We start from the raw sequence: 19,488 nt of genomic DNA, 5'->3' as shown, positions 1-19,488 counted from the left end.
CTGAAACGTCCGTTTATGCACAAACTGAAGCTGGTCGTATTCCTTCTGCATTCCAGTCCGTCGCAGCATTCTCATGCGATTTTCGACCAAAACTTTGGCCTCAGCCCGACCGATCGGCTCAAATTCGATGCCGTCTGAGCCATTGTCTACCAGAAAAAAGAGGCGTTGGGCATAGAGAGTGCTAAACAGTTCACGCTTTTCCTCAACCAAACACACTCTAAAGAGCAAGCCAAAAGTAGGGTGATTTAGATATGTCTCAATGCTCATTCAGATTTGGCTCGGCGTGTAAGTGTAGAGAGAATGTTATGTTGAATTGATCACTTTTCCAGGAAATAACAAATTGTAATAAATATCCTCTGGTTTGTGAGCGATCCCCTTGAGAATTTCAGAAAGATTACTCTTTTTGGGCGATCGTTTTGTTTGTAACTCTCTACAAGACTACGGTGAAACAATCTCGGTATGCTCTCACATTAAGGTTGCTTTTTTTGGAAAAACTTAGGCAATCTGGGCTAAACGGCTAACCAACGAAGTGAAAAGACCGATCTTAGGCTGGATTGGCAGGAGAGTATTCAACAAACTGCCAGCGTAGGGGAATGGTGTTCGCTCGAATACGATCGAGTTGTACCTCAATCAGCCGTTCTGCCCCAACAAATTCTGAGTCTGCATCCCAAATAATCTGTGCCCTTCCGGTTAGCTGTAGTGTTTCACCCGTTACAAAATTGATGAACAACAAGCCTACGTTTGGATTTACGGCAATGTTGCCCAATGTGTTGAACATATTGTTGCCCGCATAGTCTGGAAACAACAAGCGATCGGGCTGCAAGACTTTCACAAATCCCGGCTGGCCGCCTCGATGAGACGCATCTGCCCCATGTGTGGGATGAAGACTGGCGATAAAGAACGTGTCGGCTTGAGTGATTGACTGCTGTTGTTTGAGATCCAGAAAATCCGACCATTGGGCTGTCTGATTCGTCTCCGACATTTCTTCTGACATTCCTATAAGCTGCCGCATCTGAATGTACTTCGGACAGTTGAAATACACCTGATTGACGCAGAGATGAATGCCCTGCGGAGTTCTTTGAATCGAACCGTTTATTCTCAATCGTCTGCGGGTTGCGAGATCGATCGCCAACAGTCCCATCAGTTGATCACTTTGCTGATCACTTTGCGATTCCCAGAGCGGATCGTCAGACTCGACGGCGTGGATGTGAATGCTGCGATCGTTTCCCGTCAAAAATCCCGCTTCACCGATGAGCAACGATGCCCAGACCTGATGATTTTGATCAACCGTACTGGCGATCGCCCACTGTTGCGGTTTCAAAAAGTCCTGAGCCGCTGGAGAAACCACAGAGCCAATTAGTTTTTGAAGGCGATCGGCTGCTGCTTGCACTCCCACACGAGTCTGAATCAGAAGTTCTCCAGCGTGATAGGTCATAGTCCCGGCATCCCTACATAGTTGGGCAACTGTTGAATGCGATCGATCCACGCCCTGACATTCGGATACGGCTCTAACGAAACTTTGGCATCCCCAGACAGCGCCACGTAAGGAAAACAAGCAATATCGGCGATCGTCGGTCTACCACATTCCAGCCAGTCTCGATTTGATAAGTGTGCATTGAGGAGCGTGAGAAACTGGTGCGACTTTTGGGTGGCGCGATCGACATCAATTTCAGTCCGACCCAACAGGTAGTAGACTCTTGCGGCGGCCAGTCCATTTGCGATTTCATTTGCTGCATTTGAGAGCCACTGCATGATTTGACTCATCGAAACTGCATCCGTCGGCAACCAGGTTTCGCCTCCATACTGACGCGCTAGATAAACCAAAATCGCTTGAGAATCACGGATGGTCTGGTCTCGATCGACCAACACAGGCACCTGTCCCCACTCATTTAACTGGAGAAAAGCCGAAGACTTGTGCTCACCCTCCTTTAGGTTGACGGGCACCAATTCAACGTCCAATCCCAGTAGTGAGAGCAGCAATCGCACTTTGTAGCAGTTACCCGAAATCGTCGCATCGTGGAGTTTCAGCATGGTCGTTAGTTGTTGGGGTCAATTGTATCGAACGTTCAGTCTAATCATTCATGACTGTACTGATCGTTCGGTAAGATGTCAATAGAAGACTCAAAAAACTTATGTCACGAGATCAGATCGTCATTCAACTGCTGCAAGTATTTCGGCAATATGGCTATGAGGGCGCAACGCTGACCAAGATTTCTCAAGCCACCGACCTCGGTAGAGCCAGCCTGTATCACTACTTTCCGGGCGGCAAAGAGGAGATGGCAAACGCGGTATTAGAGCATCTCGATCGCTGGCAACAGACCAACGTTCTGACTCCACTTCAAGCAAACGGAACGGCTCTAGAACGATTGGAGGCAATGATGCGATCGCTCGACCAAGCCTATAACGGGGGGCAACAGTCCTGTTTGATTTCTGTTTTGTCAATGGGCGACGCAAAAGACTTGTTTTCACCCAAAATCAGAGCAGCGCTGGAGGAGTGGATTGGCGCGATCGCAACCGTTCTCACCCAAACAGGCATGAATCTCCCTTTAGCCACTCAGCGCGCCGAAGATGCCATCTTACAAATTCAGGGTGCTTTGGTGTTAGCGCGTGCTTTAGAAAATACCGCTCCCTTTCAGCGATTGCTACAACGCCTACCAGAAGAGCTTTTACAACGATGAAAACCGATTCGATCTGGTATTGTCTCTTCAAGTCCTTTCCAGGCATCTTTTTTGAGCTAATCGGTCAACCTGCCGCCGTTGCTCAAAGCTATGAATTCGCCTCGGTTGAAGTCAAACAAACTGCTTTTCGGATCGATGGCGTGTTTTTGCCCAACCAACCTGACGATCCCCTTTACTTCAGCGAATTTCAGTTTCAGCCCGACCCCAAACTCTACTCTCGATTTTTCACTGAGATCTTTCTCTATCTCGACAAAACTGAGCTTGTGAATAACTGGCAAGGAGCCATCGTCTGGGGAAGCCGAAAACTGGATACGGGAGGCACCGATCACTACTGGGAATTGCTCGAAAGTCAGCGAGTACGCCGCATTTATTTAGATGAATTGGAGGTCACTGAAGGGTCGATCGGCTTAGGTCTGGTAAAACTAATCGTCGAACCACCGCCCAAAGCTGGACAACGGGCCAAAACGTTGATTCGATCGACCAGAACTCAGATCACCGATGAAGCAATCCAGCGGGAAATATTACAATTGATAGAAACGATCATCATCTACAAGTTCCCCAAACTGAGTCGAGAGGCCATTGAACAAATGCTAGAACTCGCCGAATTAAAACAAACCCAGGTCTATCAAGAAGCCAAAGAAGAAGGCAAATTGGAAGGTCTTGTAGAAGGTAAATTGGAAGGTCTTGTAGAAGGCAAACTGAAGGGTGTTCCTCGATTTCTAGAACTCGGTTTGAGTCTGGAGGAGATCGCTCAGACGTTGGAATTAGACCTGGAAACAGTTCGGCAGGCTGTCCAACCTGATTGAGCGCAGCAATGTCTTCTCTAACCCTGTTTGAGAGATGAATGACCCAACCATAGAACTGATAGAACTCGCAGATAGCTTCAAGCAAACCAGAGTGTATGAGGAAGCCAAAGAAGAAGGGAGACTGGAAGGAATATTGGAAGGCAAATTGGAATGTGTGCCTCGATCGCTGAAATTCGGTCTGACTTTGGAACAAATTGCATATGCTTCTGATTTAGAGGTTGAAACAGTGCGGCGGGCTGCTCTCGAAAGGGAGATTGGAGGTAAGGAATCCGCAGATGTCTGACTAAACTCGCTACAATGGGATGCTGATGAAATTGTGACGCTCTCAACTCCTCAAACTGTCTGATTTCATCCCTCCTCGCAAAAGCGGGGCAACGCCCTCCCTCATCCCTCATCTCTCCTATGTCTTTGCCCATTGTTGCTATCATCGGTCGTCCCAACGTGGGCAAGTCCACCGTCGTCAATCGTTTGGCGAAAGTGCAGGACGCGATCGTCTTCGATGAACCCGGTGTGACGCGCGATCGCACCTACAAACGCGCCTTTTGGAACGATCGTGACTTTCTCGTAGTCGATACAGGCGGATTGGTTTTTGACGACGATACCGAATTTTTGCCCCTGATTCGTGAACAAGCGATGTCGGCCCTCACCGAGTCGAGCGTTGCGATCTTTGTTGTCGATGGAAAACAAGGCTTGACGACTGCCGACGAAGAAATCGCCATGTGGCTGCGCCAGCAATCCGTGCCTGTCGTGTTGGCCGTTAATAAATGTGAATCGCTTGATCAAGGACTCACGCAAGCCGCCGAGTTTTGGTCGTTGGGGCTGGGCGAACCTTTTGCAATGTCAGGAATTCATGGCAACGGCACGGGCGAACTGTTGGATCAGGTGATCGAATTTTTGCCGTCCACCGATCAGATCGAAGAAACGCCAGAAATTCGGGTGGCGATCGCTGGCCGTCCGAATGTGGGCAAGTCCAGTTTGCTGAACGCCTTTGTGGGTGAAAATCGCTCGATCGTCAGTCCGATTTCTGGCACGACACGAGACGCGATCGATATGCTGGTCGAACGCAACGACAAGATGTATCGCCTGATCGACACCGCAGGAATTCGTAAGAAAAAGAACGTCGAATATGGGCCAGAATTCTTTGGCATCAATCGGGCTTTTAAGGCGATCGATCGATCAGATGTCGTTCTTCTAGTGATTGATGCATTAGACGGCGTAACCGAGCAAGACCAAAAACTAGCCGGACGCATTGCCGATGAAGGGCGTGCCTGTATTGTTGTCGTGAACAAATGGGACGCGATCGAGAAAGATTCCAACACGATCTACGAGTACGAAAAGCTGATTCGCTCTCGACTTCACTACATGGAATGGGCAGAAATCATCTTCATCAGCGCCCAAAACGGACAGCGCGTCGAGAAAATCTTTGACCTGATCGAGGTCGCCGCCGAACAGCACAAACGCCGCGTCAGCACGTCTGTAATTAACGAAGTGATCGAAGATGGAGTCAGATGGCATTCTCCGCCCACTACGCGCCAGGGTCGTCAAGGTAGAATCTACTATGGCACCCAGGTCAGTAGCCGACCGCCGACGATCGCCCTATTCGTCAACGATCCCGCTTTGCTCAATGACAACTACCGCCGCTATATCGAGCGTCAATTCCGTCAATCTCTCGGCTTTCAGGGCACTCCGCTGCGTCTGTTATGGCGTGGCAAGAAGATGAGAGAACTCGATCGGGCCAGTGCTAATCGGGCGACGAAGGTGTAAGAAGTTCTCCCTCCTCCCTTCCCTCATGGATTTACTACGATCGCTCCCCCTCGGTCTCTATCTCGAACAGCCGATTACATGGCTTCATCATCTGGATGCGCGGGTCAAGTTGGCCTGGTTGATGAGTTTTTTGATTGCTCCGCTGTTGGCGAGTCCTGAGTGGCGCATCTTTTTGGTGGTGCTGTTGGTGTTGTTGACGCTGACGGCAATGATCCCTTTGCGGGTGTGGAAACAGCAGATGGGGTGGCTGTTGTTGTTTTCGCTGTATGTGTTTTCGCTGGTGGCGATTTCTCCTGATGCGTTGAATGTCAATGCTCGTCCTCGTCTGCCTGCAAATGAGTTGGCCTTTGTGCAACAACCCGATCAGCTCCCTGCCCCAACTCCGCCTCGCCCCTGGTACAATCCCTTCAATAATCCCTTCAACACTGGAGAAAAGAAATCTCCGCCTCAAGAAGCTGCCCAAAAACTCAAGCGCCCTGATTTACCTCAGCCCACTGCTTATCGGTATGTGGTGCTTCAGGCGGGCCCATTTACCGTCACGCGACGATCGCTCACCCTGGCCATCACGGTCAGCACTTTACTATTCACGCTGATTTATAGTACAAACCTATATCTACTGACGACCGCGCCAGAAGAAATTACCGCAGGGTTAGAGGATTTGATGAGTCCTTTGCGCCGCTTTAACTGGCCGATTACCGAAATAGCGTTGACACTGACGCTGGCTCTGCGGTTCATTCCCTTAGTGTTAGAAGAATTTCAGAATCTAGTGCGATCGGTCAGGACTCGCGCGATCGACTGGAAAAAACTCGGCTTTCGTCGGGCTGCTCAAGTGTGGATGCTCGTCGCCGAACGGTTGCTCGAAAACTTACTCCTGCGAGCCGAACAAATTTCCAGCGCCATGAAAGTGCGTGGATTTACCAGTCCCAACAAGCATCGAGTCCAGTGGCATGAGTTGCGCCTCAAACGCTTTGACTGGCTGGCTTTGGGACTGTTGGGCGTATTGTGGGCTGCAAGATTTGTTGTGGGGCAGGCGTGAGGGGTGAGGGAGGAGGGAGGAGGGAGGAGAGAATTTTTGCGTAAAGTAGTGTGACGTGAATTCGATGAAATTTCTCACTTCGACTACAAAGCCAGGAACACCCCAAATTCTCCATAAACAGAGAACTTTGAGCCAGAAATCTTGTCCGAAAGTCCCCTAGTATGGGGGTTGGGGGCAGAAGACCTGTTTTCTTTCTCAACCTCAAATTAGCCTCACTTAAAAAACGCGAACACGCATTAAAAGCCGTACACCGCGTAACACTCGTTTCTATTCATCCCTCATCCCTCATCTCTCATCCCTTCTCCATCCTTCATCCCTCATCCCTTCCAATGCGTTCCCTTCTTCCCTGGCACTGGCGATCGCTTCCTCTCGACCAACGATCGGGTTCTGAAATTTTCACAGCCCTGTTTTTGAAAGATGAAATTGCGACGCTGCTTGAAAGTCCGTATCCATCTTCACCCGATTATCCGCAGTTGGGACGGTACTCGATTTGTGCGGGTGCGCCGCGTGTGGTTGAGGGAGAATTGCAGCTTTGGAGTCCGCCAGTGGGTGAAATTTTGCCCTTTTTGCAACAGCTTCTCGATCGTCCTCATGCTGAGGTAGCTGCTTCTGAACTGCCTTTCACCGGGGGGTGGCTGGGCTGGTTGGGCTACGATCTGGCCTGGGAAATTGAAAAGCTGCCTTATCTCAAATCGGACTCGCTGCCCTTTCCGATCGCTTACTGGTATGAACCCGATCGCTTTGCCGTTCTAGATCATCACCAACAAACGCTCTGGTTAGCTGCCACTCAAGCGACTGATCTCGATGCAATGCAAGAGGCGCTAAACCGAAGGGTTAAGATACCAAAACCCGAATTTCAAACTGCTGCTCCGCCTCACTTTCATCTTGCTCAGGCTGACTACGAATCGGCCATTCTGCAAGCCAAAAAGCACATCCAAGCGGGGGACATTTTTCAGGCGAATTTGTCGCTGCGATTTGAGGCAAAAACGACGGCAGAGAGTTGGTCAATTTACCGCGCGTTGCAACAGATTAATCCTTCTCCTTTTGCAAGCTATTGGCGGACTCCCTGGGGAACGGTCATCAGTTGCTCTCCTGAACGGTTAGTAAAACTGCAAAACCGTCATGCAGAAACGCGGCCGATCGCAGGCACGCGCACCAGAGGAACCACGATCGCTCACGATCAACAACTAGCCGAAGAACTGATCAGCAACACCAAAGAACAAGCTGAACACATCATGCTAGTCGATCTAGAACGCAATGATTTGGGACGAGTCTGTGAATGGGGATCAGTACAGGTCGATGAACTGCTGACGATCGAACGCTACAGTCACGTTATGCACCTGGTCAGCAATGTCACCGGAACGCTAAAACCACACCTCAACGCCATTGACCTGATTCGCGCCCTCTTCCCCGGCGGAACGATCACAGGCTGCCCAAAAGTCCGCTGTATGGAGATTATTGAAGAACTGGAACCCGATCGCCGCAGTCTCTTCTATGGTTCTTGTGGCTACCTCGACTGGCGCGGCAATTTGGATTTGAACATTCTGATTCGTACCCTACTCTATGTGAGAGGTGAGGAGAGAGGAGAGAGGAGAGAGGAGAGAGGAGTGAGGAGAGAGGAACGAGAAGAGAAAAGCAAGAAGTTTACTGAATTCATCCCTCATCCCTCATCCCTCATCCCTCATCCCTCATCCCTCATCCCCGCGATCGTCTACGGTCAAGTCGGTGCAGGCATCGTTGCAGACAGCGATCCTGAGCGAGAATGGCATGAATCGTTGCACAAAGCCGAGGCCCAACTCGCCGCCCTAAAACTTGCCGCTTCAGACGGGTTTTGACACTCCCCATGCCCCAAGGCGAGGGAATTCTTGGCTCAACGAAACCACTTAACCTAGATTCCTTGCAGTCTCTAGCCCAGAGGTGGGATTCTCCCCAAGCGTTAATTCGGGTATGCCCTACCCTATTCGCACGAGTGCGAGTCCTGTTTAATTCTGAAGCCAATTCGCTTCAAAAGGCTGGTCGTCTAGCTCCTCTAAATCTTTTACCGACTGCGAGGAGGGAACTAGAACCATGCAGTAGAACCGCATAGATTCAATTATCAAGGTGCAGCGTGTCTTTCGACAACCAGGTTTTTTAAGTGGTTGATTACCTTGCCACTAGAATGAGTGTACCAGATGAGTACACAGCATGACTGAAAAACAACTTCACGTTAGAGTCTCCGAGGAGGAAATGAAAAAGCTTGAGCGCTATGCTAAAAAGTCAAAGCGAACCAAGACAGACGTTGTACGTGAATTTCTGCGTTCCTTGTCGTGAGAGATTGGCGCTACCGCGCCGTCGCTATCCATCCCCATGCCCAAAGGCGAGGGGCTTTCCGCTCAATTTCGGTAATCTAACGCGAATTCAATAAATTTCTGTGTGGGGGCAGAAGCGCTGAACAACGAATCGACCTTAATCTATTTTTCTTGACGCTCTATGCCGACTCCTGCTGACATTCTGATTCTCTCCAATGCCCCCGGAGAACTCGCTACCTGGGTCAAGCCTGTCGTTCGAGAACTCAAGCAACTTTTGGGCGATGACATTCGGATTTCGGTGGTGCTGTCTCCTTGTCCAAATGCCAGTGGTCAAGAAGCTGAAATTGCCCTCAGTTACCCGGAAGTCGATCGCGTCCAAGCCGCCCGGCATTTCTTTCCCTTCTTGCTCTGGGGCAAAACGGCCGAACCGTGGGACTGGCACGATCGCGGCGTGGTCGTCTTTCTCGGCGGCGATCAGTTCTTCCCGCTGGTGATTGGCAAACGGTTGGGCTATCGGACGGTGATCTATGCCGAATGGGAAGCGCGCTGGCATCGCTGGATCGATCGCTTTGGAGTCATGCGATCGCAAGTTGTCGATCGTGCCCCTCACCAATTTGCTCATAAACTGACCGTTGTCGGAGATCTGATGGCAGAAGTTTCGACCTTTGGCACCGAGGAGGCATTCAAAACAGGGGGAACGCTGATCGGTTTGTTACCGGGTTCTAAGCCTGCCAAATTGTCTCAGGGAGTGCCCTTAATGCTGACGATCGCCGATCAACTTTGGCGCGATCGTCCCCAAACTCGCTCTGAAATTCGCTTTGTGATTCCAGTGGCACCGACGCTGGATTTGGACACGCTGACTCAGTATGTTGACCCTGAGCAAAATCCTGTGATGCTCTTGATGGAGGGCGTTTCAGCCCAGTTGGTGATTCCTGAGTCGGGCGATCGTCCTTATCTCAAAACACCCAGCGGACTGCAAGTTGAGCTTTGGTCAAATCCGACGGAGCGAGTTCCGGCTTATTCGCTGTTGTCGCAATGCACGCTTTGTATCACCACAGTTGGCGCAAATACGGCGGAATTGGGGTCGTTAGCCGTGCCGATGATCGTCTTATTGCCCACGTATCAAATGGACGCAATGAAAGCGTGGGATGGACTGCCAGGTCTATTATCAAATCTACCGGGAGTCGGGTCGCTGTTTGCCAAGCTGATTAATGGGTGGTTTGTGCGACGAATGGGGCTGTTGTCGTGGCCCAATATTTGGGCGCAAGAAGCGATCGTGCCTGAACTGTTTGGCCGTCTTCAACCCAAAGCGGTCGCTGCGATCGTCTCCGGTTTTCTCGACCATCCAGACAAGCTGCAACAGATGCGCGACAAACTACGAACCGTCCGAGGAGAACCGGGAGCAGCCCGGAAGTTTGCGGCGATCGTCGTTGAGGAGTTAGCGCGATCGTGAGCTAGAAAGACGTGATTTCGATGAATTTCGCTTCGTTATTCAAGTCTTCTGCCCCCCAACCCCCCAATTCTGGGGGACTTTAAGACATTAGATTCGATTCAAAGTCCCTCACTTGTGGGGGATTTAGGGGGCTGAAGCCGATTCAAACGAAGCGATTAACGACTTATGTATACACGGTAGATGATCAAGGTGGGATTTCTAGCTCCTCGCCTGAGAGAGGTTGGGGAGGTTGTAGATGGGTTGTACTCAAAGATTGATTGGTATCAATCAGAGGATTCTCCATCGCGTCGTCCTAATTCGTAGATGCCGCAACCCATGCAGGCGAGAATTCCGAGGCTAATTCCCCAACTTTCGCCCAGGCTGATTTCGGTGACGACGTTGCAGAGTGTGCCGACGACTAGAAAAGGAAGAATGCTGCAAATTGAAGCATAGAAGGCGTTTTGAGATTCTCTAGCGGGGCGGGTTTTCTCAAATTCTTCGGCAGACGTGTAGAGCGATCGCTCCGCAAAATTAAGCCATCGATTCAATTGTTCGGTGACCCATTCACCCACGGGCGAAAATCCCAAATAGAGCGCCAGTGCCCACAAGCAGGCTCCTGCAATCTGAGTGGCTTCAACAGCGAAGGCAAACGGGCCAATTTCAAAAGACATTTGGTTGGGTAGAGACAAAGGGAAAATGATGTAGCTGTATTGTCCGTCATTTTGACAAAATTGGAGAATCCCCACCCCTCAGCCCTCATCCCTTTTACGGCGACAACCGATCGACAACCCACCCCTCTCCTTGCCGTCGATACCGTAATCGATCGTGCAATCGACTCGATCGCCCCTGCCAAAACTCGATCGCGCTGGGCTTGACGCGAAATCCTCCCCAATGAGGCGGCCGGAGAATTTCCTGATTTTCGTATTGAACTTTTAAGTCGGCTAATCGCTGGTCTAAAACGGCTCGATCGGGAATCACGCGACTCTGATCCGAAGTCCAGGCACCGAGGCGACTGTTGACGGGGCGACTGTAGAAATATTCGTCGGATTCTGCATCAGAAACTTTCTCAACTGCGCCAACAATTCTGACTTGACGCTCTAACTCAGCCCACAAAAAGACGATCGCCCCATGAGGATTCTCAATCAACTCTTTGCCTTTGGCGCTTTCGTAATTGGTGTAGAAGACAAAGCCGCGATCGTCAAAATGTTTGAGTAACACAATCCTGGCCGACGGAATGCCTTCCTTGCTGGCAGTGGCGATCGTCATAGCGTTGGGTTCGAGCAGTTGGGCTGCGACGGCCTGATCAAACCACTGCTGAAATTGTCGAAACGGGTCGGGGTCTACGTCCTGTTCGGTGAGTGCGCGAAGTGTGTAGTCTTTCCTCAAATCTGCGATCGACATATCCATCTCTATTGAAGTTTCTATCCTTCCTGCATTGTATTTCTATCGAGAAGGTGATTGCTGGATGTGAACAATTGATCAATCCTCAATGAGAGCGCTATCATGTGCGATTTCCCCCTTCTCTAGGAGTGACTTCATGAACTTGCTGCTGGCCGGAGACATCGGCGGAACGAAGACGATTTTGCGATTGGTCGAATTGCAGCCCGATCAAGGGTCGCTTCATTCGCTTTATGAGGTTCGCTATCCCAGCAGTGACTTCCCGGATTTGGTGCCGATGACTGAGACGTTTTTGGCGGCTGCCACCCAGGAATTAGGAGAATCTGTCTCGCCCCAAAAAGCCTGCTTTGCGATCGCCGGACCGGTCATCAACAACACTTCCAAAGTGACAAACGTGGGCTGGTTTCTCGAAGCCGATCGCATCTCTCAAACGCTGTCCATTCCCAAAGTGACGCTGATCAACGATTTTGAAGCGGTGGGCTATGGCATTCTCGGTCTGGAACCTGCGGATCTGCACACGTTGCAAGTGGGATGCGCCCAAAAGAATGCACCGATCGCCGTCATCGGCGCAGGAACGGGTCTAGGACAGGGTTATCTGATTCATTTTGATGGCAATTATCATATTTTTGGATCTGAAGGCGGTCATGCTGATTTTGCGCCCCGATCGGACTTAGAGTTTCAGTTATCCAGCTACTTGTTGGCCAAACACAATATTGAGCGAGTGTCCGCAGAGCGGGTGATTTCGGGTCAGGGCGTGGTGGCAATTTATCAGTTTTTGCGCGATCGACACTATGCGACCGAAACGCCTGAAGTCGCAGAGGTGGTGAGAGAATGGGAATCTCAAATTGGGCGGACTCCCAAAACGGTGGATGCAGCGGCGACGATTTCAAAGGCGGCATTAAAAGATCGCGATCGTCTGTCCGAAAAAACCATGCAAATGTTTGTCGAATCTTACGGCGCAGAGGCGGGCAACCTGGCGCTCAAGTTCCTTCCCTACGGCGGTTTGTATGTCGCGGGAGGCATTGCAGCCAAGATTCTCCCGTTGATTAAAGAAGAGGGATTTTTGCAGGCTTTTATTCACAAAGGTCGGATGAGTTCGGTTTTAGAAAGAATTCCGATTCACATTGTTCTCAATCCTCAAGTCGGTCTGATTGGTGCGGCGTTGTGTGCGGCCAGACTGTGAGCCAAGAAAGTTAATTTCCAATTGCATTAAACCCGATCGCGGATCTCTTGTGTAATCCTGGATCATGCACCAGAAACCACAGGAAGGATGCTCACATGGATGACAAATTAATGTTGATGATTCCCGGCCCAACGCCTGTACCAGAGCAGGTTTTGTTGGCCATGGCCAAACATCCGATCGGACATCGCAGCGGTGATTTTGGCAAGATTATGGCAGAAGTCACCCAAAATTTGAAATGGCTGCACCAGACGCAAAATGATCTGTTGATTCTCACGGCCAGCGGTACGGGCGTGATGGAAGCGGGGATCATTAACTTCTTGAGTCCGGGCGATCGAGTTTTGGTTGGCTCCAATGGCAAGTTTGGCGAACGCTGGGCAGAGGTCACTGACGCATATGGGTTGAAGACCGATCGCATTACGGCAGAATGGGGCAAACCGCTCGACCCAGCCCAGTTTCGTCAAGCGCTAGAGGCAGACACCCAAAAACAAATCAAAGCTGTCATCGTCACCCACAGCGAAACCTCGACAGGTGTCCTCAATGATCTGGAGACGATTAACCGTCACGTCAAAGCCCACGGAGAAGCGCTAATCATTGTCGATACCGTGACCAGTTTGGGTGCGATGAATATTCCTGTAGATGCGCTGGGACTGGATGTCGTGGCATCGGGTTCGCAAAAAGGCTACATGATTCCGCCGGGGTTGGGGTTTGTGGCGGTGAGCGCTAAAGCGTGGGAGGCTTACAAAACGGCTAAACTGCCTCGCTACTATTTAGATTTGGGCAAATATCGCAAAGATGCCGCCAAAGATACTACGCCTTTCACGCCTCCCATTAATTTGTTCTTCGCACTACAAGCGGCTCTGAGAATGATGCAGGCTGAGGGCTTAGAAAGCATTTTTGCAAGACATCAACGCTTACTTTTGGCGACTCGTGCCGCGATCAAAGCGATGGGCTTACCTTTACTTGCGGCCGATGAGTGTGCGAGTCCTGCGATTACATCGGTGATTCCGAGTGGCGTGGATGCTGAAAAAATCCGCTCTGTGATGAAGAAGCGGTTTGACATCGTGCTGGCGGGTGGACAGGATCACCTCAAAGGTAAAATCTTCCGCATCGGGCATCTGGGATTTGTGAGCGATCGCGACATTCTCACGGCGATCGGTGCCCTAGAAGCCACGCTCCAAGAACTCGGATATGAAGGAGTGCAGTCGGGTGCTGGAGTTGCGGCAGCGGCCAAAGTGTTTGCAAATTCTTAGTTCCGATTGAGAAACTTGACTTTAGCTGAAGCAGCAGAAGCCTCACGCCATAATCTCTGATTTGGCGTTGAGATGAATGCGAGTGAGTTGACGACGCTCCCCTCTCTTACCCAATCCCCTACGGAGGGAAACCCTCCTCCAGGGTTGGGCGCTGACCTATGCCAAAGGCGCGGGAAGGGGAGATGGAGGAAATGAGCAAATCTCTCATGACACAAAACGAGTGTGATATAATCAGGGCAAGGGTTTGAGCTAATCGCCGCTCTGAAATCTGAACCACGACAACTCAGAATATGGGGTTGCACCGAGTAATAGACGTTCTGCGTCGCTTTCTGTTGGTGCGTAAAATTCTGACAGTACAGAGGTTGAACATACTTTTTGTACTTGTTCACAATCTGCGGTAGGGCATTCCGTGGATTTAAAACAAAGCTCAGGTAACGTCCGATGCAGTAGCAGGAGTCACTGAGAAGCCTACTCCATACCGAAAGGTTGGTGTAGGAGTATGTCACTTTATTTGCCCCACTTTTTGCGGTACTCCTCTAGCTGATACTTTTGGTAAATCGATCGCCACTGCCAATCTCGAATCAAAACCCCTTCTTTAATCGAGAAGTGAACTCTGGCAGAATCTGAATGAATTGTTTTGGGATTGATATCAGTCTGATAGGTTTGAATGACATCAAAGTTAAAGACCAGTCCATATACAATCTGCAAAGCAATCAGCAAACTGAGGTATTGCACCTTTCTAACTTTCTCAGAGGTGGCAATCCAATAGATCACCGAAAACAACACAGGAAACAGATATCCATATTCATGAGGCAACCTGAAAAACATGATCTGGTTATAAACCACACATAGAAAAGTACTATAAAAGATCAGTTTCTCAGCCTGAGTATTTTGGAATGGATTATCGGCAATCTTTCTAACTAAAAAAGTCCGTTCTTGAAAGAGAAAAGCACCTAGTAAAACAAAAGCAGGCAGTCCCCAAAAGTAGATGTTTTTATAAACAAATCTGCCAATAATTCCCACAAAACCGCCAGACGCATCGGGGCCAATTCCTAAAAAGGAAAGGGTCATCCCAGACGCAAAGAACACAGGTAAATAAAAGACAACCGATGCAACCAGAAAAAGAATAAAGCTCTGAACTAAAAGCCTTCTAGATTTAGACTCTTTTTGAACATAGCAGAAGTAAAGGAAGTAAGCGATCGCCGCCATCGGCCCATAGGTAATCCTCGAAGAAACGGCCGCTGCAAAGATCAACGCCGCCCATCTGAATTTCTGATCAATTAACAGAAAGACACCCAACACAAAGAAAAATGCAGCATAGATGTAATCGATCGACGTAGCAGACGCAATCACCCAAAAGGGATTTACCCCGATCGCCAGCACCGATAATATAGCAATTCTAGTCGTTGTAATTCTACGAAGTAGCCGATAGAAGATAAACAACGTAGTCACAGACAACACGACAGAAACAAGATTAGCAAGAAAGAACCCTCCGATTTGGGAGGCAAGCCCGATCGCGATTTCTGGAATTAAGTATCCCTGAAACCGAGAGGACACATACTTTCCTTGACTGATCAGTGTATTCCAGGTATTCAGCATCCGATAAGTATCGTCATCATTACCATAGCCGCCCAGCGCAAACACACTGTAACTAGTCAGTAAAAGTCCTAAAGCACTGTAGATATTGTTAAATCTCCAATTCTTCGTCAAGCGGTTCATAGAGTTCCTCCGCTGATTTTAATTATGTTATTACGAGTAGCAGATGCAATGTAGCGATCGGTTATCCGAGTATATGTATTGAGAATTATCTCTTTATTGGCACATCCGCGCTAACTATCTGTAGAGAGATTTAAGGGAAAACCATGAAGGCAGTTTGTATGTAAAATTACATGAATGATTTGCGAAAGGCTGGAGGCGTTGCAAAATTAGGTTACATCCATCGTCTCGGAGGGTAGGAACATTGACCTAAAGCGACTCCCCGATCGCCTGTTGAATCCTGTGTTGAATCATAGTTTTGTTGTACAACTTCTCCAGCTCATATTGCTAGAAATTGAAAGTGATGAGTCCAGAAGAATTTAGAGAAGTTACATTAATTGAACTAAGCGATACAACCAACGAACAAACGCTGTGAAGTAGATTTATCAGAAGTAATACTAGAGGTAATACTAGTCTGATCTTTCATTGCTATAAATGTGCGCCCCCCTGACTACGGCATCTCCTCTTATAAGGGCTGCCGTGTACACACACGTTGATCGATCTGTCATTGCTGAGATCCTTCGCCCCCTAAATCCCCCATTCTGGGGGACTTTGAACCGTCGTCCTGGCTTTGAACTTTGGAAATCTTTCCTTTGTCAAAGTCCCCCAGAATGGGGGATTTAGGGGGCTGAAGCCGCCTGAAACGAAGCGACAACGACTTGTGTGTACACGGTAGCAGGGTGGGAATTTTATAGAAGCGGAATTTTCTAGCTCCCCGCACTAAAGAGGGGTTGGGAAAGGTCAATTTGTTTCACCTAAAAATTGATTGGATGTCAACTCTTCTCCAAGGCCAATTTTGCCGCACCGACGATGCCCGCTTGATTGCCTAACTCGGCTTTGAGCAACTGCAATCCATTTCGAGAACTGGGCATGACTCGCTGCTCGATTTCTGTCAGCATCGCTGGAAAGAAGAACTCAGCACTGGCACTAATGCCGCCGCCAATCACGATCGCTTCCGGGGTCAACACATACACCAGACTGCTCAAGCCAATTCCCAGATCGCGTCCATAAAGCTGCCAAAACTCCAGCGCATTTGGGTCGCCTGCCTGAGCCAGCTTGCCCAATTCTTCAGGCTCCAGCCCTGTGCGACGACGAACCGCCTGAATTGACGTATATTGCTCCAATGAGCCACGGTTGCCGCTATTACAAGCAAACCCTTCAGGATGCAGCGTAATCAGCCCCAACTCACCCGCCGCCCCTTCTCGCCCGACAAACAGGTTGCCATTGAGCACGATCGCGCCCCCGACTCCTGTTCCCAACGTCAACAAAATCAAATCTTGAAACGATCGCCCCGCTCCTAGCCAAGCTTCGCCCAATCCGGCACAGTTTGCATCGTTTGCCAAAATCGTCGATCGCCCCGTTTTTGCTTCGAGCCAGTCTGCAAGCGGGACATTCTGCCAGCCTGTTAAATTAATCGCAACTCTGGCAATTCGTCCTTGAGCGTCTGCTGGGCCAGGGGTGCCAACGCCGATCGCTGTGCTTTGTCCGTCTGGATCGACTTGGGAAATAGCCGCTACGATCGCCGTCAAAACCGCTTCGGGCGTTGCAGGTTGAGGAGTCGGCACGGTGAGAGACTGCAAACAAATCCCTTGTGAATCAAACCGCCCCAACTTGATCGCCGTTCCGCCTAAGTCAATGCCCAAAACTTGCTGACTCATCGCCCTCTTAGCCTCGCCTTTGCGTGAAACTGTAGAACTTTATATCACTAATTAGGAGTCAGCAAGATTTTGATAACGCCGCGCAAGAATCCAATATCTCTGTCGATGGCTTGATCCGTAAAGTAAGAACATCGAAGTTGATTAAGGAGTTTCACCTCATGAAATTGCATTCTCTCCTGTGGGCAGTTCCGCTGGTTGTGTTAGGGAGCACTGCTGCGATCGCTCCTGTTCAGTCTCAAGTTTCTTCTACGCCGGGGATTTCTAATTCGATGCGATCGACCGCTTTGCGATCGGGTATTGATCGCGTGACTTTTCAGAGTAAAGGCGAAACGTTGGTTGGCAATCTTTATCTACCTGCAAACTACAAAGTGGGCGACAAACTGCCAACGGTGATTGTGACGGGTGCCTGGATGACGATCAAAGAACAAATGCCTGGATTGTATGCTCAAAGATTAGCCGATCGGGGGTTTGCTGCCTTTGGGTTTGACTTCCGCTCTTGGGGTGAAAGTGGCGGTAAGCTGCGGAGTTTTGAGTCTCCCACAGCGAAAATTGCTGATATCAAAAATGCAGTTTCTTTTTTGCAAAGAGTGGATGCTGTAGACGCAAATCGCATTGCTGGATTGGGCATTTGTGCGAGTGCAGGCTATATGGCAGTTGCGACCGCAGAAGATTCTCGGATCAAGTCGCTGATCACAGTTGCTCCGTGGATTCATGATCCACAAATTGTTGACGCGGTTTATGGCGGGAAAGCAGCCGTTGAAACCCTAATTGCGAAGGGGAAAGCAGCCGAAACAAAGTTTGAGAAAACGGGCAAAGTAGACTATGTGTTGGCAACGAGTAAGACAGATAAAACAGCCGTGATGTATGGCGACATTGACTATTATCAAAACCCCAAACGTGGGGCGATTCCTCAGTGGAAAAATCGGTTTGCGATCGCATCCTGGGCAGAATGGCTGACGTTTAATCCTATGCCCGTTGCAAGACAAATCAAGGTTCCTACCCTGTTTATTCACAGTGAGAAAGCTGCGATTCCCGATGGGGCGCGTCAGTTTTTTGCAAACATTCCTGGTAAAAACAAACAGATGAATTGGTTAAACGATCGCACTCAATTTGATTTCTATGACCAAACCGCTACCGTCAATCAGTCCGTTTCGCTCATTGCCAACTACTTACAGTCATCACTTTAGGTTCACGCGCTCAGTTCTTGTTCTGTTTCAGTGTTCTTTAGGAGGTCATCATGTCATTTTCACGCCGCAATATCCTCGCTACGGGTGCTGCTGGACTCGCTGCCGCAATTTCGACAAACAGCTTGGCGAATGCTGCTCAACCCAAGCCTAATCAAACTACTGAATCGACTTCGACGAATTCACCAGGCGCATTTGCAAACAAAGTTGTCTTGATCACTGGAGCAACCTCTGGGATTGGAAAAGTTACCGCCGAAGCCTTTGCGAAACAGGGGGCTAAAGTCTTTTTCTGCGGTCGGCGCGAGAACTTAGGAAAACAGGTGGAACAAGAGATTCGGGCGGCGGGTGGAGAAGCGACTTACATGAAGGCGGATGTTCGCAAAGCTGAAGAGGTCAAAGCGTTTGTGGAGGCGGGTGTTGCAAAATATGGGCGGTTAGACATTGCCTTTAATAATGCGGGAATTGATTATCCGCCTGCTGCGATCGAGGCATCGGCGATCGCTGAATTTGATGACTTGATGAATACCAATGCTCGTGGCGTTTTTCTCGGCATGAAGTACGAAATTCCCTATCTTCTCAAGACCAATGGTTCGATTATCAACATGGCAAGCATCGGAGGAGCGCGGGCTTTTCCCAACATTATGGGCTACGGAACGAGCAAAGCAGCCGTCATTCACATGACCAAGATGGCAGCACAGGAGTATGGAAAGCTGCGGATTAATGTAGTTTCGCCGGGGCCAGTTAATACTGCAATGCTCGATCGGGTCAAACGAGATTGGAAAGTCACCGAAGAACAACTGGTCGCGCCTTATCCAAGCAAGCGAGTTGGGCAACCGGGTGAAGTCACAAATCTAGTCTTGTGGTTGGCTTCTGATGCAGCTTCTTATGTGTCGGGCGGCCAGTTTAGTGTCGATGGTGGTGGACTTGGTTAGATTCAAGCATCCTTTCTTAATTGAGTGCGGTACAGTTGTGCGGCTAGGAGATAGGTGGGCGTATTTCAGGTGACATACTCCAGACGTTCATGCTGACGCATAGAACGCTGGCTTCTCATCGACT

19 protein-coding genes are annotated in these 19,488 nt (G+C 49.6%); 12 read left to right on the top strand and 7 right to left on the bottom strand.

Annotation, left to right across the window (positions count from 1 at the left end; translation table 11 throughout):
- The 3 genes from pipX to ACJ2PR_RS30140 all read right to left on the bottom strand — a co-directional run.
- Positions 1-267 (bottom strand): transcriptional coactivator PipX (gene pipX, locus ACJ2PR_RS30150; protein WP_446862552.1); only part of this gene is annotated, 267 nt, incomplete at its 3' end.
- A 277-nt stretch (positions 268-544) separates the two neighbouring features.
- Entirely contained in the window at positions 545-1,435 is an 891-nt protein-coding gene (locus tag ACJ2PR_RS30145; protein WP_446879753.1) for a pyridoxamine 5'-phosphate oxidase family protein, read from the bottom strand.
- Complete coding sequence (locus ACJ2PR_RS30140; RefSeq protein ID WP_446879752.1) at positions 1,432-2,031, bottom strand: glutathione S-transferase family protein; 600 nt, start codon at positions 2,029-2,031, stop codon at positions 1,432-1,434. The genes ACJ2PR_RS30145 and ACJ2PR_RS30140 overlap by 4 nt, the downstream gene beginning before the upstream one ends.
- A 101-nt stretch (positions 2,032-2,132) precedes the next feature.
- Between ACJ2PR_RS30140 and ACJ2PR_RS30135 the strand changes: the two genes are divergently transcribed.
- The 8 genes from ACJ2PR_RS30135 to ACJ2PR_RS30100 all read left to right on the top strand — a co-directional run bounded on the left by ACJ2PR_RS30135 (position 2,133) and on the right by ACJ2PR_RS30100 (position 10,025).
- Entirely contained in the window at positions 2,133-2,678 is a 546-nt protein-coding gene (locus tag ACJ2PR_RS30135) for a TetR/AcrR family transcriptional regulator (protein WP_446862549.1), read from the top strand.
- On the top strand, positions 2,675-3,484 hold the full coding sequence (locus tag ACJ2PR_RS30130) for an Rpn family recombination-promoting nuclease/putative transposase (protein WP_446879751.1): 810 nt from the start codon (positions 2,675-2,677) through the stop codon (positions 3,482-3,484). The genes ACJ2PR_RS30135 and ACJ2PR_RS30130 overlap by 4 nt, the downstream gene beginning before the upstream one ends.
- A gap of 34 nt (positions 3,485-3,518) precedes the next feature.
- On the top strand, positions 3,519-3,767 hold the full coding sequence (locus ACJ2PR_RS30125; protein ID WP_446865936.1) for a hypothetical protein: 249 nt from the start codon (positions 3,519-3,521) through the stop codon (positions 3,765-3,767).
- Positions 3,768-3,886: 119 nt separating this feature from the next.
- Entirely contained in the window at positions 3,887-5,248 is a 1,362-nt protein-coding gene (gene der, locus ACJ2PR_RS30120) for a ribosome biogenesis GTPase Der (protein ID WP_446862546.1), read from the top strand.
- A 25-nt stretch (positions 5,249-5,273) separates the two neighbouring features.
- Complete coding sequence (locus ACJ2PR_RS30115) at positions 5,274-6,284, top strand: energy-coupling factor transporter transmembrane component T family protein (RefSeq protein ID WP_446865935.1); 1,011 nt, start codon at positions 5,274-5,276, stop codon at positions 6,282-6,284.
- A 329-nt stretch (positions 6,285-6,613) separates the two neighbouring features.
- Positions 6,614-8,119 carry an anthranilate synthase component I gene (locus ACJ2PR_RS30110; RefSeq protein WP_446879750.1) on the top strand — a complete coding sequence of 502 codons (1,506 nt, stop codon included), beginning with the start codon at positions 6,614-6,616 and terminating at the stop codon, positions 8,117-8,119.
- Between the two features lie 349 nt (positions 8,120-8,468).
- Complete coding sequence (locus tag ACJ2PR_RS30105; RefSeq protein WP_446866859.1) at positions 8,469-8,594, top strand: ribbon-helix-helix protein, CopG family; 126 nt, start codon at positions 8,469-8,471, stop codon at positions 8,592-8,594.
- A gap of 159 nt (positions 8,595-8,753) precedes the next feature.
- Positions 8,754-10,025: a lipid-A-disaccharide synthase gene (locus tag ACJ2PR_RS30100; RefSeq protein ID WP_446879749.1), complete on the top strand. Its 1,272-nt coding sequence runs from the start codon at positions 8,754-8,756 to the stop codon at positions 10,023-10,025.
- Positions 10,026-10,288: 263 nt separating this feature from the next.
- On the opposite strand, the gene ACJ2PR_RS30095 is transcribed toward ACJ2PR_RS30100, so the two are convergent.
- Entirely contained in the window at positions 10,289-10,675 is a 387-nt protein-coding gene (locus ACJ2PR_RS30095) for a hypothetical protein (protein ID WP_446861614.1), read from the bottom strand.
- 94 nt (positions 10,676-10,769) lie between these two features.
- Positions 10,770-11,405 (bottom strand): pyridoxamine 5'-phosphate oxidase, encoded by a 636-nt coding sequence (gene pdxH / locus ACJ2PR_RS30090; RefSeq protein ID WP_446879748.1) that lies wholly within the window; start codon positions 11,403-11,405, stop codon positions 10,770-10,772.
- Between the two features lie 136 nt (positions 11,406-11,541).
- On the opposite strand from pdxH, the gene ACJ2PR_RS30085 reads away from it, so the two are divergent.
- A complete protein-coding gene (locus ACJ2PR_RS30085) occupies positions 11,542-12,585 on the top strand; it encodes a glucokinase (protein ID WP_446879747.1) in 1,044 nt (347 codons plus the stop codon).
- A 95-nt stretch (positions 12,586-12,680) separates the two neighbouring features.
- A complete protein-coding gene (locus ACJ2PR_RS30080; protein ID WP_446879746.1) occupies positions 12,681-13,835 on the top strand; it encodes a pyridoxal-phosphate-dependent aminotransferase family protein in 1,155 nt (384 codons plus the stop codon).
- Positions 13,836-14,342: 507 nt separating this feature from the next.
- Here the strand turns inward: ACJ2PR_RS30080 and ACJ2PR_RS30075 are convergent.
- Positions 14,343-15,554: an ArnT family glycosyltransferase gene (locus tag ACJ2PR_RS30075; RefSeq protein WP_446879745.1), complete on the bottom strand. Its 1,212-nt coding sequence runs from the start codon at positions 15,552-15,554 to the stop codon at positions 14,343-14,345.
- Between the two features lie 809 nt (positions 15,555-16,363).
- Positions 16,364-17,248: an ROK family protein gene (locus tag ACJ2PR_RS30070; protein ID WP_446879744.1), complete on the bottom strand. Its 885-nt coding sequence runs from the start codon at positions 17,246-17,248 to the stop codon at positions 16,364-16,366.
- A gap of 158 nt (positions 17,249-17,406) precedes the next feature.
- Here ACJ2PR_RS30070 and ACJ2PR_RS30065 point away from each other — a divergent pair, with 158 nt between their 5' ends.
- Together ACJ2PR_RS30065 and ACJ2PR_RS30060 are read left to right on the top strand one after the other, a co-directional pair.
- Positions 17,407-18,435 carry an alpha/beta hydrolase gene (locus ACJ2PR_RS30065; RefSeq protein WP_446879743.1) on the top strand — a complete coding sequence of 343 codons (1,029 nt, stop codon included), beginning with the start codon at positions 17,407-17,409 and terminating at the stop codon, positions 18,433-18,435.
- Positions 18,436-18,485: 50 nt separating this feature from the next.
- Entirely contained in the window at positions 18,486-19,364 is an 879-nt protein-coding gene (locus ACJ2PR_RS30060; protein WP_446879742.1) for an SDR family NAD(P)-dependent oxidoreductase, read from the top strand.
- The last annotated feature ends 124 nt before the right edge of the window (positions 19,365-19,488 follow it).

The organism is Phormidesmis sp. 146-33 (genome assembly GCF_052939515.1).
This window is presented reverse-complemented; position numbering and strand designations above follow the sequence as displayed.

Excerpts from the sequence above, each read along its gene's own strand:
- ACJ2PR_RS30145 (WP_446879753.1), bottom strand. The coding sequence starts at position 1,435 with ATGACCTATCACGCTGGAGAACTTCTGATTCAGACTCGTGTGGGAGTG.
- ACJ2PR_RS30140 (WP_446879752.1), bottom strand. The coding sequence starts at position 2,031 with ATGCTGAAACTCCACGATGCGACGATTTCGGGTAACTGCTACAAAGTG.
- ACJ2PR_RS30135 (WP_446862549.1), top strand. The coding sequence starts at position 2,133 with ATGTCACGAGATCAGATCGTCATTCAACTGCTGCAAGTATTTCGGCAA.
- ACJ2PR_RS30130 (WP_446879751.1), top strand. The coding sequence starts at position 2,675 with ATGAAAACCGATTCGATCTGGTATTGTCTCTTCAAGTCCTTTCCAGGC.
- ACJ2PR_RS30125 (WP_446865936.1), top strand. The coding sequence starts at position 3,519 with ATGAATGACCCAACCATAGAACTGATAGAACTCGCAGATAGCTTCAAG.
- der (WP_446862546.1), top strand. The coding sequence starts at position 3,887 with ATGTCTTTGCCCATTGTTGCTATCATCGGTCGTCCCAACGTGGGCAAG.
- ACJ2PR_RS30115 (WP_446865935.1), top strand. The coding sequence starts at position 5,274 with ATGGATTTACTACGATCGCTCCCCCTCGGTCTCTATCTCGAACAGCCG.
- ACJ2PR_RS30110 (WP_446879750.1), top strand. The coding sequence starts at position 6,614 with ATGCGTTCCCTTCTTCCCTGGCACTGGCGATCGCTTCCTCTCGACCAA.
- ACJ2PR_RS30105 (WP_446866859.1), top strand. The coding sequence starts at position 8,469 with ATGACTGAAAAACAACTTCACGTTAGAGTCTCCGAGGAGGAAATGAAA.
- ACJ2PR_RS30100 (WP_446879749.1), top strand. The coding sequence starts at position 8,754 with ATGCCGACTCCTGCTGACATTCTGATTCTCTCCAATGCCCCCGGAGAA.
- ACJ2PR_RS30095 (WP_446861614.1), bottom strand. The coding sequence starts at position 10,675 with ATGTCTTTTGAAATTGGCCCGTTTGCCTTCGCTGTTGAAGCCACTCAG.
- pdxH (WP_446879748.1), bottom strand. The coding sequence starts at position 11,405 with ATGTCGATCGCAGATTTGAGGAAAGACTACACACTTCGCGCACTCACC.
- ACJ2PR_RS30085 (WP_446879747.1), top strand. The coding sequence starts at position 11,542 with ATGAACTTGCTGCTGGCCGGAGACATCGGCGGAACGAAGACGATTTTG.
- ACJ2PR_RS30080 (WP_446879746.1), top strand. The coding sequence starts at position 12,681 with ATGGATGACAAATTAATGTTGATGATTCCCGGCCCAACGCCTGTACCA.
- ACJ2PR_RS30075 (WP_446879745.1), bottom strand. The coding sequence starts at position 15,554 with ATGAACCGCTTGACGAAGAATTGGAGATTTAACAATATCTACAGTGCT.
- ACJ2PR_RS30070 (WP_446879744.1), bottom strand. The coding sequence starts at position 17,248 with ATGAGTCAGCAAGTTTTGGGCATTGACTTAGGCGGAACGGCGATCAAG.
- ACJ2PR_RS30065 (WP_446879743.1), top strand. The coding sequence starts at position 17,407 with ATGAAATTGCATTCTCTCCTGTGGGCAGTTCCGCTGGTTGTGTTAGGG.
- ACJ2PR_RS30060 (WP_446879742.1), top strand. The coding sequence starts at position 18,486 with ATGTCATTTTCACGCCGCAATATCCTCGCTACGGGTGCTGCTGGACTC.